Below are 14,641 nucleotides of genomic sequence, written 5' to 3'. Positions count from 1 at the left end.
TGAATCCATGGGCAACCATGATTCGAAGATTGTGGGCGCAGGCAGCGTCAGTTGAAGAGACGCTTGCGTTGTGGGCTGCGTCGCTTCGGGAGGTTAAGAAGCGGATACGTCCGCTGTTCGGGCAAGAACGTGTTGCGAGGAACGCGGGCCTGTTTCTGGAAGGTCTGCTCGGTGATGAGCAACGCAAGACCGGTTGGATGCGCGCGGAGGCCGCTGGCGATCCTGGTCCTTGGCGGCAACAGGCGATCTTGGGTCGCAGCGATTGGGATGCCGATGCCTTGCGCGATATTGTCCGCGACTATGTGATGGAGCATTTGGCAGACGACGATGCGGTCCTCGTCATCGACGAGACCGGCTTTCTCAAACAGGGGAAGGCGTCGTGCGGCGTGGCGCGGCAATACACCGGTTCGGCAGGCAAGATTACGAACTGCCAGATCGGCGTGTTCGCTACCTACGTTTCGCGTCATGGCCATGCGTTCATCGATCGCGCATTATATCTTCCGAAGGAATGGACCGACGATCCAGATCGCCTGGAAGCCACATACGTGCCTGCCGACGTCGGTTTTGCGACCAAGCCAAAGCTTGCGACGAGAATGATCGCACGGGCGATAGCGGCGTCTGTCCCATTCAACTGGGTTGCCGGCGATACCGTTTACGGTGTTGGCGACCTCGAACAGCAATTGCGTCGGGCCGGCAAGGGCTACGTGCTTGGGGTCAACAGCGCTCATGTATTCCGATCCTGGGGCAAGCGACCGCCGGTCGCCGGGACGGCTGCGGAACTCGCCCGGACGCGACGCCCATCCGACTGGAAGCGCCTGTCGGCCGGTGCCGGAACCAAAGGACCGCGGCTGCACGATTGGTGTTATCTCGAACTAGCCGATCTCGATGCCGAAGAATTCAACAGCGTCGATCAAGGTCTTTGGACACGCGGTCTGCTGATCCGGCGTCGTATCGCTGATGATGACCTCGCCTTCTTCTCGACCTGGTGCCCGGCAGGAACATCAATTGAAACGCTGGTCGCGGTCGAAGGCCATCGATGGGCGATCGAAGACAGCTTTGAAACTGCGAAAAACGAATTCGGGCTCGATCACAACGAGAGCAGATCCTGGCATGGCTGGCACCGTCACGTGTCCTTGGTGATGCTCGCATTCGCCATGATGGCCGCAATCCGGCATCGCCGCCAATCCGACGCCGCCCAAAAAAACGAAACGGCGCCACGCGGCAAAAGCCAAAACAAAACCGCCCCCAAACTGATCCGCTGGTCACTCCAGGAAATCCGCCGCATTGCCATCAGACTTCATCGCACGCGGATCGAACCCGCGCTCATCATCGCTTGGTCCTTCTGGCGCAGAGCCCACCAGGCGGCAGCTCAACGGGCGCACCTCAAAGCAAAAAGACAACTGTAATGATAGGCCGGCAGGTTCCAACCGAAATGGCGTGCGGCCAGATAGAGCAGGAACGACGCAGCCAGCGTCAGGTTCGGCCGGCGCAACATCACCCAGAGCACCAGCGGGTACACCAGCATCAGCGCGATGTAGAGCGGCAGCACATCCATGTTGACCGGCTTGAACGCGAGGATGAGGCCTTGATAGAGCGTCTCGGCCGGATTCTGCATGAAGCCCGCGACGTTGAATTCGTTCTGCAGATTCGGGTCGTGGTAGCGCTGCGAGAGCCAGCCGATCTCGGCGATGTAGATGACGAACAGCATGACATGCGCGACATAGATCTGCCAGGCGCGCTTGATCAGGCGGGTGCCTCCGATCACGAAGCCCCGTTCCAGCATCATCCGCGCATAGACGAATGACGCCGTGTAGCCGGAGATGAAGACGAACAGGTCGGCCGCGTCGCTGAAGCCGAAGTTCTTCTGCGTGATCCAGTTGACGGCGTTGTTGGGGATATGATCGAGATAGATCGCCCAGTTGGCGAAGCCGCGCAGCAGATCGAGGCGATAGTCACGTCCGCGCGGCGGCAGGATAGCCCTGATGTTCATCGGCTCGTTTCCCCTGTTCTGCCCTGCGAGGCCCGGTTCGCATGCTGCACCCGGCAGCATACTAGCAAGCTTCTCCTCGGCCGCATCGTGATTCGAGGCGCGCCGTGCTCCGTGCGGAAGACGGTGCGGGGACCGCCGCGACAATCGCGAGCGGGAGTGGGCGTAGAAGCTCCCTGTCAGCGTCCTGTCATATCGCGACTGCCGCAACTTCGTCTATTTGTTGGAACACAAAACCAAGGGTTGCATTCGTGTGAAAAATGTCGCTCGGGGGAAAGACATGCCGCATTCTCTTCAATTGAACCGTTCCGCAATGGCCGTGATCCGTCTCGCCTTCGTCCTCGTGATGGGGCTGGTCGCTTCTCCGTCCGTCGCGCAGCAAGCCTCGGACACGTCACGGGCGCGCGTCCTCGTGCTCGGCACCGGCGGCACCATTGCGGGGCAGGCCAGCGCGCGCGCCGGCAATGCCTACGACTCCGGCAAAGTCAGCGCGGCGGACCTCATAGCCGCCGTACCCGGCATGGACAAGCTGGCGCAGATCTCGGCCGAGCAGATTTCCGCGATCGGCTCGCAGGATATGAACGACAAGGTCTGGTTCGACCTCGTCAAGCGTATCCACGCCGCGATCGAGAAGAAGGAAGCCGACGGCATCGTGATCACCCATGGCACGGACACCATGGAGGAAACCGCGTTCTTCCTGCAGAACGTGCTGGAGACCGACATCCCGGTTGTGATGGTCGGCTCGATGCGTCCCGCGACCGCGATCGGCGCCGATGGCCCGGCGAACCTGTACGAGGCCGTGAGGGTGGCGGCCGCGCCGGAGTCGCGTGGTCGCGGCGTGCTCGTGGTGCTCAACGACACCATCCACGGTGCGCGCTGGGCGCAGAAGACCAATACCACGAGCGTTCAGACCTTCCGCTCGCCCGATGCCGGGCCGGTCGGCTATGTCGACACCGGCTCGATCCGCTTTCTGCAGCCGGCCGTAACAGCCAAGGGGCCGAAGTTGAAACTGCCGGAGACCGCGCCGTTGCCGCGGGTCGACATCGTCTACTCGCACGCCAACATGGACGCTGCTCCGATCGAGGATGCGGTGAAGCGCGGCGTCAAGGGCATCGTGCTGGCGGGCGTCGGCGACGGCAACAGCTCGAAATCGGCGATCGATGCGCTCGCTGCGGCGGCGAAGCAGGGCGTCGTGGTGGTCCGCTCCAGCCGCGTCGGCTCGGGCTTCGTGAACCGCAATGTCGAGGTCAACGACGATGAGCTTGGATTTGCCGTCTCGCTCGACCTCAACCCGCAGAAGGCGCGGGTCCTGCTGGAGCTGCTGATCGCCAACGGCATCACCGAGCCGAAAGCGGTGCAGCAGGCTTTTGTGGCAACGAAGTGATCGCGGCAGGAGATGGAGGTCGGGCTTTCTTCGGCTCTGTCACCGTCATCCCCGCGCAATGGCGCAGCCTTTGCGCGGGGATGACGGGTCGGCGGCAAGGCGGTCAACGAACGCGCTACTCCTGCAGAAAGCCGTTGTGCAACGTGGTGAAGACCGCTTTCCCCTTCTTCACCAGATCGTACTTGCGGCCATAGAGCAGCCAGACCGCGGTGACGTGGCACATGCCGCCCATCATCAGCGACATGGCGGTGTAGGGGTCCAGATTCCTGCGATAGGTGCCGGCGCGGATCGCCTGCTTGATCAGCTGCACGTAGCGCAGTGCGTATTTGTCGACGGCCTTCTTGACCCGCGGCTCGGCGGCAATGACGCTCGGCCAGATCTCCAGGAAGAACACGCGTCCCCAGCTCGGGTTCTCGCTGATGTATTCGAAGTTGGTCATGAAGATGATGCGCAACTGCTCGACGGCGTTGCCGCCCTTCACAAGCAGCGGCTCGGTCTTCTGGTACAGCGCCTCGAAATTGTCCTCGGGTACTTCGAGGACCAGCGCGCGCTTGTCCTCGAAATAATCGTAGATGCTGGAGAGCGGCACCTTCGCCGCGGCGGCGATATCGGTGAGGGAGGTGCGGTCGATGCCCTTCTCGCCGAACAGTTTGGTCGCCGCGGACAGGATCTGCTCGCGCCGCTCGCGGCTGCGTTGTTGCTTGAGCTTGAGTGTCGTCCCCGAAGCCACAGTGGTCTCCCTGCGTTCTCAAAACAGTAAGGCAGCGGGGTCGGAAGACCAAGCGGCAATGCGGCATTGCCACGGTGTTGATGGCGCCGATGGTCAGGTCGGCGCGTTGCGGCGTTCGTGGGTGCGGAAGGCGTTGCGCGTGATGATCTGCCGCATGATCTCGGACGTGCCGTCGAGGATGCGCACCACCCGCGTTTCGCGCCAGATCCGTTCGATCGGCAGGTCCCTGGAATAGCCGGCGCCGCCGAACAGCTGCATGGTCATGTCGGCGATGCGCTGCACCATCTCGGCGCCGGTATATTTCGACAGTGCCGCCGCCGCGGTGCGGGCAGCCGCGTCGCCCTGATCGTAACGCCACGCCGCCTCATAGGCGACGAGGCGCGCCGCATGCAGCGAACTTGCCATATCGGCGATCTGCCATTCGATGCCCTGATGGTCGCGCAGCTTGCGTCCGAACGTCTCGCGGCTTGCGACATGATCGAGCGCATAGCCGAGAAGCTGGCTTGCCGCGCCGACGCAATAAGCGCCCCAATGGGTGCGGCCGGCATCCAGGCACCGCATCGCGATGGCAAATCCTTCGCCCTCCTGGCCGAGCAGGTTTTGCCTGGGCACGCGGCAGTTCTCGAAGATCACCTCCGCATGTTCAGAGCCGCGTCCGGCGGCCATCTCGATCAGCCGGCCGATCGTCAGGCCCGGTGTCTTGGCATCGACGGCGAAGGCTGTGATGCCCTTGGCGCCGGCGGCCGGATCGAGCGTGGCGAACACCGTGAACACGCCGGCGACGGGTGCATTGGTGATGTAGGTCTTGCGGCCGTCGAGCACGTAGTGGTCGCCGTCGCGCCGCGCGGTTGTCTGAATGCGTGCCGCATCGGATCCAGCATTCGGTTCGGTCAGCGCGAAGGCGCCGATGACCAGTCCGCTGGCAAGCTCGGGCAACCACCGGTCGCGAACCTCAGGAGTTGCGAAGAATTCGATCGCCTTGGAGCCGATGTGAACGTTGACGCCGCTCAGATAGTAGAAGGCCGTATGCGCCTTCGCGAGTTCCTCGATCGCGAGGCAGCTGCCCAGCATCGAGAGGCCGAGCCCGCCGAATTGCTTCGGCGTGTTGGTGCCGAACAGTCCCATCCGCCGCAAGCCGGCCATCGCATGTTCCGGCACCCGTCCGGTCTCCTCGATCGCGGCATCGTGGGGCTGCAGCTCGCTGCGCACGAAGTCGCGCATCCGGCTCTGCAGGACGAGGAGGTCGTCGGGAAGCTGGAAGTGCATGGCACACCAAGAATTCGAATGTTATTCGAAAAAAATTGCGCCGCAATCCCGGAGATGTCAAGGTTCCGCCTTGCTCACAATGCTGTTGGTATGTCGCTTCACGACTTGAGCGTATGATCATGCTCCTACGTCGCGAATGGTGAATGCCCATGCCCGTCTGGACCTGTGAACAATGCGGCGCGCAATATCCCGAAGCCGCCGCACCACCGTCGTCGTGCCCGATATGCGAGGACGAGCGGCAATATGTGAACTGGAACGGGCAGGCCTGGCTGACGCGCGAGGAGCTGGCGCAGCGGCACCGGCTGGTCTGGCGCGACGATCTTGGCTTGACCGGCATCGCGCTGGAGCCGTCATTTGCGATCGGTCAGCGCGCGCTGCTGGTGCCCGATCGCGGCGGCTGCGTGATGTGGGATTGCGTGCCGCTGGCAACGCGGGAGGCAATCACGCATGTCAGGTCGCTTGGCGGTCTGAAGGCGATCGCGATCTCGCATCCGCATTATTATGGCGCGGTCGCCGATTGGAGCGCGGCCTTCGACAACGCGCCGGTCTATCTGCATGGCGATGATGCACAATGGGTGACGCGGCCGTATCCGTCGATCGTGCCGTGGCGCGGCGATAGTTATCGCCTGTCCGACGACATCCTCCTGGTGCGCACCGGCGGCCATTTCGCCGGCGGCACCGTGCTGTATTGGCGCGGCGGCGCCGAGGGCCGCGGCGCGCTGCTCACCGGCGACATCGCGATGGTCGCGATGGACCGCCGCTCGGTGAGCTTCATGTATTCCTATCCGAACTACATTCCGCTCAACGCCGCCGCGGTCCGCGTGATCGCGCGCGCGATCGAGCCGCTCGCCTTCGACCGCATCTACGGCGCCTGGTGGGGCAAGAACATCGCCACTGGCGCGAAGCCGGCATTCGATCGCTCGGTCCAGCGCTATATCGCCGCCATCTCCGGCTGACGGCGGTCCGGCAGGCGGAATCCATCGCGCCGGCCGCGGCGGCAAATCTTGCCAGCCGGCACGGTCGCGCTATATCAGGGCTTTCCCGCCACCCCGGATTGTCCCGAGTTCCCCATGACCGCCACTGCTGCTGCCGAATCCCAGCCGTTCCAGGCCGAGGTCGCCGAATTGCTGCACCTGATGGTGCATTCGGTTTATTCCGAGACCGACATCTTCCTGCGCGAGTTGATCTCGAATGCGTCGGATGCCTGCGACAAGCTGCGTTACGAGGCCATCGCGAAGCCCGATCTGATCGGTGACGGCACGCCGCCGGAGATCCGGATCGTCCCGGACAAGAAGGCCAACACGCTCGCCGTGGTCGACACCGGCATCGGCATGGACCGCCAGGAGCTGATCGACAATCTCGGCACCATCGCGCGTTCCGGCACCAAATCGTTCCTGGCGAAGCTGACCGAGGCCAAGGACGGCGCCAATCTGATCGGCCAGTTCGGCGTCGGCTTCTACGCCGCCTTCATGGTCGCCGAGAAGATCGTCGTCACCAGCCGCCGCGCCGGCTCAGATGAGGTGTGGGTGTGGTCGTCGGAAGGCGGCAAGGGTTTTGAGATCGCGCCGGCGAGCGAGGGGGCGGCCAAGCGCGTCGCACGCGGCACCGAGATCGTGCTGCATCTGAAGCCGGAGGCCGCGAAATATCTCGAGACCTACGAGATCGAGCGCATCGTCCGCGAATATTCTGACAATATCCAATTCCCGATCCTGTTGGTGCCGGAAGAGGGCGAGCCGCGCCAGATCAACTCGGCGAGCGCGCTGTGGCAGCGCTCGAAGTCCGAGCTGAAGCCGGAAGACTACAAACAGGCCTATCAGCAGATCGCGGGCACCTTCGACGAACCGGCGATGACGCTGCATTACCGCGCCGAGGGCCGCCAGTCCTACGCCGTGCTGCTGTTCGCGCCGTCTACCAAGCCGTTCGACCTGTTCCAGGTCGAGCGCAAGGGCAAGGTGAAGCTCTATGTCCGCCGCGTCTTCATCGCCGACGACGCCGAGCTGCTGCCGGCCTATCTGCGCTTCGTCCGCGGCGTGATCGACAGCGAGGACCTGCCGCTCAACATCTCGCGCGAGATGTTGCAGAACAATCCGCAGCTTGCGCAGATCCGCAAAGCGGTCACGACGCGCGTCATCGGCGAGCTGGAGACGCTCGGCGAGAAAGAGCCCGAGACCTTCGCCAAGATCTGGGACGGGTTCGGCCCGGTGATCAAGGAAGGCCTGTGGGAGGATTTCGAGCGCCGCGAGAAGTTGCTGGTGCTGTCGCGCTTCACCACGACCGCGGGCGAGAACCGCTCGCTGAAGCAATATGTCGACGGCTTCAAGCCGAACCAGACCGAGATCTATTATCTCGTCGGTGACAGCATCGAGCGGTTGAAGTCGAACCCGAAGCTGGAATCGGCGCGCGCCCGCGGCATCGAGGTGTTGCTGCTCACCGATCCCGTCGATGCGTTCTGGACTGCCGCGCCGATCGAGTTCGGCGGCAAGCCGCTGAAGTCCCTCAGTCAGGGCGACGTCGATTTCGGCCTGATCCCGCTCACCGACGACAAGGCCGGGGACAAGAAGGACGAGCCCGCCGCCGACGCTGCGACCACGATCGCCGTCATCAAGGATGCGCTCGGCGATCGCGTCTCCGACGTGCGCGCCTCGCAGCGGCTGACGTCGAGCGCGTCCTGCCTCGTGGCCGGCGGCGATTCGCGCGACCGCGCGCTGGAGCGGCTGCTCGCCCAGCAGAATCGCGGCGCGGTCACGAAGCCGATCCTCGAGATCAACCTGCGTCATCCGCTGGTCGCGGCACTCGCGACCGACACGGCGCAGGCGAAGGATCTGTCGCTGCTGCTGTTCGAGCAGGCGCAGATCCTCGACGGCGAAATGCCCGACGATCCCGCCGCTTTCGCGAGCAGGCTGAACCAGCTCGTGTTGCGTGGGGTGGGGAGGTAGCCGCGAGATTCGCGGATGAGTAGCCCGGATTGCGCTTCGCTGCATCCGGGCTACGCCTTCTCTCCCCGTCATCCTGAGGTGCGAGCGGAGCGAGCCTCGAAGGATAGACGGCCAAGCCGTCAGAGCGGGGCCGTGCATGCTTCGAGACGCCGCTTTGCGGCTCCTCAGCATGACGGGACCAAGTGCGCGGGCGCTCCTTCCGGGCTGCGCTTTCGTGAAGACATGAACTGCCGGCGCCGCACTCCCCCGCTTGACAGTCTGCGGCCCATTGATGTTATGTTATAACATAACATCAAGCATCCCGCCCTATGCCCCGCCGCCTGTCCCTCCAGCAACTGTTTGATCTCGATGCAAAAACTCCCCGTCACCATCTTGTCCGGCTTCCTCGGGGCTGGAAAGACCACTTTGCTGAACCACGTCCTGAACAACCGCCGCGGCCTGAAGGTTGCGGTGATTGTGAACGACATGAGCGAGGTGAACATCGACGCCGACCTCGTTCGCGATGGCGGTGCGAACCTGTCGCGGACTGACGAGAAACTGGTCGAGATGACCAATGGCTGCATCTGCTGCACGCTGCGCGAGGACCTGCTGAAAGAGGTGCGCGCGCTCGCCGAGAGCGGCCGCTTCGATTATCTGCTGATCGAATCGACCGGCATCTCCGAGCCGCTGCCGGTCGCCGCGACCTTCGAGTTCCGCGACGAGGACGGCGAGAGCCTCTCGGACGTCGCGCGCCTCGACACCATGGTCACAGTGGTCGACGCCGCCAATCTCCTGAAGGACTATGCCTCGACCGAATTCTTGAGCCAGCGCGGCGAGTCGCTCGACGGCGACAAGCGCACGCTGGTCGATCTGCTGGTCGAGCAGATCGAATTCGCCGATGTCATCGTCTTGAACAAGATCGACGCCGCGACCCAAGCGCAGCGCGACGCGGCCAGCATGATTGTGCGCGCGCTCAATCCCGATGCCGCCCTCGTCGAGGCCAGCTTCGCCAACGTCCCGTTCGATCGCGTGCTGGATACCGGTCGTTTCGCCTATGAGCGCGCGCAGCAGCATCCGCTCTGGCACAAGGAGCTGTACGGCTTTGCCGAGCACGTGCCGGAAACCGAGGAATACGGCATCGCGAGCTTCGTCTATCACGCGCGGCGGCCGTTCGATCCCGTGCGGTTTCACGCCTTCCTGCGCGAGAGCTGGGGCGGCGTAATCCGTGCCAAGGGCCATTTCTGGATCGCGACGCGCCCCGATTGGTGCGGCGAGATGAGTCAGGCCGGCGCGATCGTCAGGACCGAAGGCCTCGGCTTCTGGTGGGCGGCGATCCCGCGCGAGCGCTGGCCGGATAATCCGGACTGGCGAATGATGATGCAAAGAAGCTGGAACGATCTCTACGGCGACCGCCGGCAGGAGCTCGTCTTCATCGGCTCAGGCATGAACGAGCAGGAGATCCGCCGCCGTCTCGATGCCTGCCTGGTCACGGGGCGGCCCGGCATGGACAAGCAAGCCTGGGCCAAGTTGCGCGATCCGTTTCCGCCGTGGAGAAGATCGGGCGAGGCCGCGTAACCCGATCCCAACTTCGTGCGTATCTGCTACAGGAGTCCTGAAAGCGGAACGGCGCGGCGGGTGCGATGGAGACCGGTAGCGAAATTTTCTACGGCAGCATCCCGGTGTTTCGCGGCTTCACGCGGCTGATGGATCCTGCGCTGTATGCGCCGCTGCCCGACGATTGGACCGTCGGGGTTGCCGACATCGTGGAATCGACCAAGGCGATCGCGGCGCAGCGCTACAAGGCGGTCAACATGGCCGGCGCTTCCGTGATCGCCTCCGTCACCAATGCGCTGGATGGCCGCGAATTTCCCTTCGTGTTCGGCGGCGATGGTGCGAGCTTCGCAGTCGCGCCCGCCGATCTCGACAGGACGCGCGAGGCATTGGCGGCGACTGCGCGCTGGGTGCGCGACGATCTCGATCTCGTGATGCGCGTCGCGCTCGTGCCGGTTGCTGCGATCCGCGCCGCGGGCGTCGATGTCCGCGTCGCGCGCTTCGGGCCGTCGGCCAATCTGTCCTATGCGATGTTCTCCGGCGGCGGGCTCGCCTTCGCCGATGCCGCGATGAAGCGCGGCGAGTTCGCCGTCGATCCGGCGCAGCCGGACACTCAGCCCGATCTGTCCGGCCTGTCCTGCCGCTTCGAGGAGATGGCGTCGGCCCGCGGCGTCATCCTGTCGGTGCTGGTGGTGCCGGCGAAGGGCGCCGATGCGGCCGCCTTCCGCAAGGCGATCGAGGACATCGTCGTGCGGGTCGAGCGGAGCCCCGAGGCCGGGCGGCCGGTGCCGGCAGGCGGACCACCATTGCGCTTCCCGCCGCAGGGGATCGATTACGAAGCGCGCGCCAAGCGGCGCGGCGGCTCGCTTGCGCTGCGGCGTCTCCTTGTGCTCGGTGTAGCGTTATGGGCCCATGCCCTGTTTCGCTTCGGCATCACGGTCGGCAAGTTCGTGCCGAAGCGCTATCTGCAGCAGGTGGTCGAGAATTCCGACTTCCGCAAATATGACGACGGCCTGCGCATGATCCTCGATTGCACGCCGGAGCTTGCGGCCGAGCTTGAGCAGCGCCTCGCCGCGTCAGCCGCGCAAGGCGTCGTGCGCTACGGCCTGCACCGGCAGGATGCCGCGATGATGACTTGCTTCACGCCGTCCGCGATGCGCTCGGATCACGTTCATTTCATCGACGGCGCCCGCGGCGGCTATGCCACCGCGGCGACAGCGCTGAAGGGCGCGACGTAAACTCGATCATGCCGTAAACTCGCTGCACCTCTCGCGCTTGCGGGAGAGGGAGCACAGCTCCGTCCGCGGTTGCTAGGCGATGCAATCTCGCTGCCGAGACGGGTGGGCTTACCGCCCCACCTTCGTCCAGGTCTCGCCGCCGCAGAGTGCGCCGACGCAACCTTCGACCTTGAGCGTGCTCTCGCTGGCCACCGTGACGCTGCTGGCATAGGTGCCGCCGTCGTCGGCATTGTAGATTTGGCCCGACCATTTGCCGGCCGCGACCGGATGCATGCCGGAAAACAGCGGCAGCCCGATGATCGGCCGGCTGGCCAGCGCCGGGTTCGGATTCTTGTTGTCGACCTGCGGCTTGCCGGTCATCGGATCGGTCGGCTCGCGCAGGCTTACCACCACGCCGCAGATTCCGCCGCCGCATTTGCTGATCTTGACCCGGGCATCGCCGGCCTGGGTCTGCCAGATGCCGGTCGGCTCCGGCACGCCCTGTCCGTGCGCCGCGGGCACGGCGATGCCGGCCGCAATGATGATTGCGCTCACAAGTCCAGATCTGCAGGCCATAATTTCATTCCCCACGAGGCCGGCCTGCATATCAAGTCGAAAGATTTCTGCAATGTCATATTCGCGATCAATTTCCCCAATGGGTTAGTTCGATCGTCGCGATGGCAGCGAGACCGACGGGGGCAGAGCCGGCGCCGGGATCACCACGGCAGGCCGCAGAGGTCGATCTTGCCGTCACGCGGGGCGCGGACGACGTCGTAGACGAACGGCGTCATCGCCTCGAAACGGATTTGTCCCGAAGGCTGCTCGCAATAGACTTCGCCGGTGAACGGATGCCAGCCGCGCGCCTGGTAGAAAGCGAAGTTGTGCGGTTCGCAGAACAGGATTGCGAATTTCACCGCGTCGTTGGCGCGGATGGTATGCACCGCGGCGTCGATGGCGAGGCTCGCATAGCCCCGGCGCCGGCAGTCTTCGCGGGTCGCCACCCCGCCGATGCCGCCGACATGCACCTTGTGGCGATTCCAGGTGATGGTCCGGAAGTAGATACCTACATGGCAGGCAAGCCCGCCGTCATCGGGCGCATCGAGCAGCACGCGCAAATCCGCATTGGCCCATTCGATGTGCGCCCAAGGCTGCTTTTCCACGACATGGCGGCCCCATATCGCCCGATGCAGCGGCTCGGCCCGCGCCCACGACGCATCCCCGTTGAGGATGTCGACTTCGATGCTCATATCCCGGTCCTCAGGCTCTAGCCGACCTGTCATACACGATCCGAAAATGCGGTGTTTCTCCGCGTTGGAACCTTCTATAAGGGGGGCCCGTTAAGTGTAGTCTCCCACCACTGTTGGACATTACCCCATGACCTTCACGCTACCCGATCTGCCCTACGCCCATGACGCCCTTGCGCCCTACATGTCCAAGGAAACGCTGGAGTTTCACCACGACAAGCATCATCAGGCCTACGTCACGAACGGCAATAACGCGATCAAGGGGACCGAATATGAAGGTAAGTCCCTCGAGGAGATCGTGAAGAGCTCGTTCAACAAGAACGCCGCTGTCTTCAACAATGCCGGCCAGCACTACAACCACATCCACTTCTGGAAGTGGATGAAGCCGAATGGCGGTGGCAGCAAGCTGCCGGGTCGCCTGGAGAAGAAGATCGCCGAGGATCTCGGTGGCTTCGAGAAATTCAAGGCCGACTTCGCCGCCGCCGGCGCCGGTCAGTTCGGCTCCGGCTGGGCCTGGCTGCAGGTCAAGGGCGGCAAGCTCGAAATCGCCAAGACGCCGAACGGCGAGAACCCGCTGGTCCACGGCGCGATCCCGATTCTGGGCGTCGACGTCTGGGAGCACTCCTACTACATCGACTACCGCAACCGCCGTCCGGACTATCTGAAGGCGTTCGTCGACCATCTCGTCAACTGGGACTATGTCGACGAGCTGTTCGGCAAGGCCGGCTGATCGCGCACTATAGGTCATTCCGGGATGGTGCGTCAGCACCAGACCCCAGTTGCGCGATTGCGCACCTGAGGTTCGATGCTTCGCATCGCCCCGGAATGACGACGAGAAGATTTTCCAAGGGCGGTAGCTTCGGCTGCCGCCCTTATTATTTGTGGTCCTTGCAGCGCTCACGGCCATACGGCACAAACCCCGACGGGGTAGGTGACAAGCTATCTTCTGGTCTTCTTCGGTGGTGGGCTCGGCGCGACGCGGCGCTCTACGTGCTGGGTTCGGTGGTGCTCTCGATCACGGCCTGTTCGCCGGGCTCGCGACCCAGGCAATTGACGTGAGCCGATCGCCTTCTTCGCCATTGAGGCCGCGCACTTCTCTTACCTTCGTCATCCCTGGGGCTGCGGACGAATGACGGAGAGAGGTGCGACAAATCACCCCGACGGGCAAAATTCCGCTTCGTGATTCACCCAACTCAGCAGTCTAATGTCTGCGTCTCACCCGATTGGGGGGCGCGTCGCGATCGTCACGGGTGTTGCGGTGAGATGCGGTGGACGCCGGGCGTGTGACTGACGAGCACGTGCAAGGCGGACGGCGAAGTCGTGCAGGCCTGACGCCCTAGTTGTGGAGCCTCAAGAGGTTGTTCCCGGTCAATCCGAGTCTGCTGATCGGTGGCTTTGAGCCGATACTGCCATGAGGACGATGCCAGTTGTAGCAATGAAGCCATCGTGGCAACTCGGCTGCTCTTTCTGCTGAGGTGTTGTAGGCCTGCGCATAGGCCCATTCTCGTAGGCTGGTTTGAATGAAGCGTTCGGCCTTGCCATTGGTTTTGGGTGTATAGGGCCTGGTGCGGATGTGCTTGAGGCCGAGGCGCTTACACGCCCTTAGGAAGGCGAAGGATTTGTAGCACGCGCCGTTGTCGGTCATGACGCGCTGTACCTTCACGCCGAGGCTCACGTAGTAGGCCACGGCCGCCTTGAGGAAAGCGATGGCGCAACCCTTTCGCTCGTTCTTCATGACCTGGCTGAAAGCGATCCGTGACGCATCGTCGATGCAGACATGTACGTATTCCCAGCCTGGCCCTTGACGGCGAGAACGCAGATTGCTCGACCCATGTCGATCGCCGGTGATCCGATGGCCGATCCGATTGAACTTGCCGAGCTTTTTGATGTCTATGTGGATCAGTTCACCAGGATGCTGGCGCTCATAGCGCCGGATCGGCTCGGCCGGCTCCAGGGCAGCCAGCCTGTTCAAACCGAGTCGGCGCAGGATACGGCTGACGGTTGCTGCGGAGACCCCAACTTCGAGCGCGATCTGTTTGCCGGTGTGGCGCTGCCGGCGGAACGTCTCGACAGCGGCGCATGTGGCTGCCGGGGTTTGGCTTGGCAATGAATGAGGCCGCGAGGAACGATCCCGCAAACCATCGACGCCTAATGCGCGGAAGCGCTTGACCCATTTGGCGACCGTCTTTGCCGTCACATTGAATTGGAGCGCGGCTGTGGCCTTCGTCAGGCCGCCCTCGATCACGCTCCGCACCATCGCCTCTCGACCTTTCGGCGTCAAAGGCGCATTCTTGTGGATGTTCATCTGGTCTCTCCGGGGAACACTGAAGTTTCGCAACCTCAGCTT

11 protein-coding genes and 2 pseudogenes are annotated in these 14,641 nt (G+C 63.5%); 7 read left to right on the top strand and 6 right to left on the bottom strand.

Annotated elements, in window-relative coordinates:
• Positions 1 to 17 precede the first annotated feature (17 nt).
• Positions 18 to 1,202 (top strand): annotated as a pseudogene (locus tag AS156_RS00125) (IS701 family transposase); the annotation flags it as partial.
• 206 nt (positions 1,203 to 1,408) lie between these two features.
• Here the strand turns inward: AS156_RS00125 and AS156_RS00120 are convergent.
• Positions 1,409 to 1,990: pseudogene (locus tag AS156_RS00120) on the bottom strand (OpgC family protein); the annotation flags it as partial.
• Positions 1,991 to 2,267: 277 nt separating this feature from the next.
• Here AS156_RS00120 and AS156_RS00115 point away from each other — a divergent pair.
• Complete coding sequence (locus AS156_RS00115) at positions 2,268 to 3,371, top strand: asparaginase (protein WP_245312481.1); 1,104 nt, start codon at positions 2,268 to 2,270, stop codon at positions 3,369 to 3,371.
• A gap of 115 nt (positions 3,372 to 3,486) precedes the next feature.
• On the opposite strand, the gene AS156_RS00110 is transcribed toward AS156_RS00115, so the two are convergent.
• The gene (locus AS156_RS00110; protein WP_066498371.1) at positions 3,487 to 4,101 is read right to left on the bottom strand and encodes a TetR/AcrR family transcriptional regulator; all 615 of its coding nucleotides are present in this window, start codon (positions 4,099 to 4,101) and stop codon (positions 3,487 to 3,489) included.
• 93 nt (positions 4,102 to 4,194) lie between these two features.
• Positions 4,195 to 5,367: an acyl-CoA dehydrogenase family protein gene (locus tag AS156_RS00105; RefSeq protein WP_066498364.1), complete on the bottom strand. Its 1,173-nt coding sequence runs from the start codon at positions 5,365 to 5,367 to the stop codon at positions 4,195 to 4,197.
• A 149-nt stretch (positions 5,368 to 5,516) separates the two neighbouring features.
• On the opposite strand from AS156_RS00105, the gene AS156_RS00100 reads away from it, so the two are divergent.
• The 4 genes from AS156_RS00100 (at position 5,517) to AS156_RS00085 (ending at position 11,071) form a co-directional block, all read left to right on the top strand.
• The gene (locus AS156_RS00100) at positions 5,517 to 6,323 is read left to right on the top strand and encodes an MBL fold metallo-hydrolase (RefSeq protein ID WP_066498362.1); all 807 of its coding nucleotides are present in this window, start codon (positions 5,517 to 5,519) and stop codon (positions 6,321 to 6,323) included.
• Positions 6,324 to 6,437: 114 nt separating this feature from the next.
• Complete coding sequence (htpG, locus tag AS156_RS00095; protein ID WP_066498359.1) at positions 6,438 to 8,303, top strand: molecular chaperone HtpG; 1,866 nt, start codon at positions 6,438 to 6,440, stop codon at positions 8,301 to 8,303.
• A 348-nt stretch (positions 8,304 to 8,651) separates the two neighbouring features.
• Positions 8,652 to 9,857, top strand: coding sequence for a zinc metallochaperone GTPase ZigA (gene zigA, locus AS156_RS00090; RefSeq protein ID WP_066498358.1), 1,206 nt, complete (start codon positions 8,652 to 8,654; stop codon positions 9,855 to 9,857).
• Between the two features lie 65 nt (positions 9,858 to 9,922).
• A complete protein-coding gene (locus AS156_RS00085) occupies positions 9,923 to 11,071 on the top strand; it encodes a DUF3095 domain-containing protein (protein ID WP_066498355.1) in 1,149 nt (382 codons plus the stop codon).
• 108 nt (positions 11,072 to 11,179) lie between these two features.
• Here AS156_RS00085 and AS156_RS00080 read toward each other — a convergent pair whose 3' ends face one another.
• Complete coding sequence (locus AS156_RS00080) at positions 11,180 to 11,626, bottom strand: DUF2147 domain-containing protein (RefSeq protein WP_066498373.1); 447 nt, start codon at positions 11,624 to 11,626, stop codon at positions 11,180 to 11,182.
• 140 nt (positions 11,627 to 11,766) lie between these two features.
• On the bottom strand, positions 11,767 to 12,297 hold the full coding sequence (locus tag AS156_RS00075) for a GNAT family N-acetyltransferase (RefSeq protein WP_066498349.1): 531 nt from the start codon (positions 12,295 to 12,297) through the stop codon (positions 11,767 to 11,769).
• 127 nt (positions 12,298 to 12,424) lie between these two features.
• Between AS156_RS00075 and AS156_RS00070 the strand changes: the two genes are divergently transcribed.
• Positions 12,425 to 13,024, top strand: a complete 600-nt coding sequence (locus tag AS156_RS00070; protein WP_066498348.1) for a superoxide dismutase — start codon at positions 12,425 to 12,427, stop codon at positions 13,022 to 13,024.
• A 606-nt stretch (positions 13,025 to 13,630) separates the two neighbouring features.
• On the opposite strand, the gene AS156_RS00065 is transcribed toward AS156_RS00070, so the two are convergent.
• The gene (locus AS156_RS00065) at positions 13,631 to 14,599 is read right to left on the bottom strand and encodes an IS481 family transposase (protein WP_066498346.1); all 969 of its coding nucleotides are present in this window, start codon (positions 14,597 to 14,599) and stop codon (positions 13,631 to 13,633) included.
• Positions 14,600 to 14,641 lie beyond the last annotated feature (42 nt).

The sequence above is a fragment of the Bradyrhizobium macuxiense genome (genome assembly GCF_001542415.1).
GTDB classification, from domain to species: domain Bacteria; phylum Pseudomonadota; class Alphaproteobacteria; order Rhizobiales; family Xanthobacteraceae; genus Bradyrhizobium; species Bradyrhizobium macuxiense.
The sequence above is the reverse complement of the archived record's forward strand: the minus strand, read 5'-3'. Positions and strand labels throughout refer to the sequence as shown.

What these genes read in the sequence shown, in the direction of transcription:
- htpG (WP_066498359.1), top strand. Translation starts at nt 6,438, where the DNA reads ATGACCGCCACTGCTGCTGCCGAATCCCAGCCGTTCCAGGCCGAGGTC.
- AS156_RS00100 (WP_066498362.1), top strand. Translation starts at nt 5,517, where the DNA reads ATGCCCGTCTGGACCTGTGAACAATGCGGCGCGCAATATCCCGAAGCC.
- AS156_RS00105 (WP_066498364.1), bottom strand. Translation starts at nt 5,367, where the DNA reads ATGCACTTCCAGCTTCCCGACGACCTCCTCGTCCTGCAGAGCCGGATG.
- AS156_RS00085 (WP_066498355.1), top strand. Translation starts at nt 9,923, where the DNA reads ATGGAGACCGGTAGCGAAATTTTCTACGGCAGCATCCCGGTGTTTCGC.
- AS156_RS00080 (WP_066498373.1), bottom strand. Translation starts at nt 11,626, where the DNA reads ATGGCCTGCAGATCTGGACTTGTGAGCGCAATCATCATTGCGGCCGGC.
- AS156_RS00075 (WP_066498349.1), bottom strand. Translation starts at nt 12,297, where the DNA reads ATGAGCATCGAAGTCGACATCCTCAACGGGGATGCGTCGTGGGCGCGG.
- AS156_RS00070 (WP_066498348.1), top strand. Translation starts at nt 12,425, where the DNA reads ATGACCTTCACGCTACCCGATCTGCCCTACGCCCATGACGCCCTTGCG.
- AS156_RS00065 (WP_066498346.1), bottom strand. Translation starts at nt 14,599, where the DNA reads ATGAACATCCACAAGAATGCGCCTTTGACGCCGAAAGGTCGAGAGGCG.
- zigA (WP_066498358.1), top strand. Translation starts at nt 8,652, where the DNA reads ATGCAAAAACTCCCCGTCACCATCTTGTCCGGCTTCCTCGGGGCTGGA.
- AS156_RS00115 (WP_245312481.1), top strand. Translation starts at nt 2,268, where the DNA reads ATGCCGCATTCTCTTCAATTGAACCGTTCCGCAATGGCCGTGATCCGT.